This is a genomic window from Cobetia sp. (genome assembly GCF_983723665.1).
Map to the genome: position 1 here is coordinate 10631 of NZ_CFDJES010000092.1, position 1479 is coordinate 12109.

Below are 1479 nucleotides of genomic sequence, written 5' to 3' on the forward strand. Positions count from 1 at the left end.
TGAGTCGGGTCAAGGACTTCAAGCAGCGGCTGTCACATCGTTATCACCTGGAATACTGAACCGGCCTCAAGGTCGAGGGGAGGTGGCATGTTCGAACAACTGAGACGCGCCAGTGATCGTCGTCGTCATGCGCAGGGCGAGTTCGCCGAGCTCTTTCGTCCCTGGCATGCCGCCGAGCGAGGCGGGGAGCGAGTGGCGCTGGACTGCGAGACCACCAGTCTCGATGTCGGCCACGCCGAGCTGGTCTCGCTGGCGGCGGTGCGTTTCGATGCGCGCCATATCCATACCTCCAGCGCGCTGTCGCTCTATCTGCAATGCCCGCAAGGGCTGCAGGGCGACTCGATCCGCATCCATCGTCTGCGCGGTATCGATCTGCATGGCGGAGAAGCGCTGGGGGATGCGCTGCGACAGCTGCTGGAGTTCATCGGCAATCGTCCGCTGGTGGGCTGGTGCATCGACTTCGATGTCGCGGTGATCAACCGTCACCTGCGGCCACGCTTCGGCTTTGATCTGCCCAACCAGCGTCACGATCTGGCGCGCGATTACGCCCGGCGCTGCAAGCATGAGCAGCCGGACGCCGCCCCGGACCTGCGCTTCGAGGCGATGGCTGATGCCCTGGGCGTGCCGGTGATCGGTCGCCACAGCGCGCTGGGGGACGCCGTGACCAGTGCGCTGATGGCGCAGCGCCTGATGCAGGCACCGCTGTCGCCCTCGCTGGCCAGTCAGGCCTGAGCGAGGCTTATGTCAGGAGCTTATGGCAGGGGCTTGTGTCAGGGGCCTGGGCAGGCGCTGAGTAGGTGCTGGATGCGTGTCAGGCCCAGTATCAGACGCCTCATCAGCCGACATCATCCTCAAGGCTATTATTCCAAGGTCTGTTGCCGGAATGTCCAATGGCCGGGCTCACTGCCTTTGTCCACACTGGCACCCATACGACACGCCCACTGCGGCGAGAGGTCGACTCTGATTACACGCCAGTGCACTACCGGCCAGCAGGACGGCCAAGCCATGCAGGATGCAAGACCGAGCAGCTTTGATAACCATAATGAAGCGGCGACAGCGAGCAAAGGCCATGCGTGACAAGGACCTGCTGTCAGCCAGCCTCTGTCAGGCCTGAGGACGGCATCATTCTCTTCAGGATCGTCATCACTGCGCCAGGTGATGACTGTCGGGCCCCGGGCATCTGCTCGGGGCCCGGCTTCAGATAAGGCATCCGCCCACGATTGCCTTCCTTATGACTCAGGGGTACTTGCCCACGAGGTGCGACATGCTGATCGCGACCAATACGCTGTTGATTCTTGGCCTGGCCATCGTGCTGTTTGCCTACGGCCTCTATATTCGCCGGACTCAGGACATGCGCGGTGTGCTGATGTTCTGGTCTCGCAAGCTTGCGCTCACTGCGCTTGAATTCAGACTGCAACGCTTCGGTATCCTCGTGATGCTGGGCGGGGTGGTGATCCGCTATCTGGAAGTGCTGCGCCT

General features: G+C 62.3%; 2 protein-coding genes. Both read left to right on the forward strand.

The features are described 5' to 3' along the window. The first annotated feature begins 87 nt into the window (after nucleotides 1–87). On the forward strand, nucleotides 88–732 hold the full coding sequence (locus AC4FAH_RS10140; protein WP_131432712.1) for a 3'-5' exonuclease: 645 nt from the start codon (nucleotides 88–90) through the stop codon (nucleotides 730–732). Nucleotides 733–1264: 532 nt separating this feature from the next. Further along, nucleotides 1265–1479: hypothetical protein (locus AC4FAH_RS10145; protein ID WP_490245976.1), on the forward strand; the 215-nt coding region annotated here is incomplete at its 3' end.

What these genes read in the sequence shown, in the direction of transcription:
- AC4FAH_RS10140 (WP_131432712.1), top strand. Translation starts at nt 88, where the DNA reads ATGTTCGAACAACTGAGACGCGCCAGTGATCGTCGTCGTCATGCGCAG.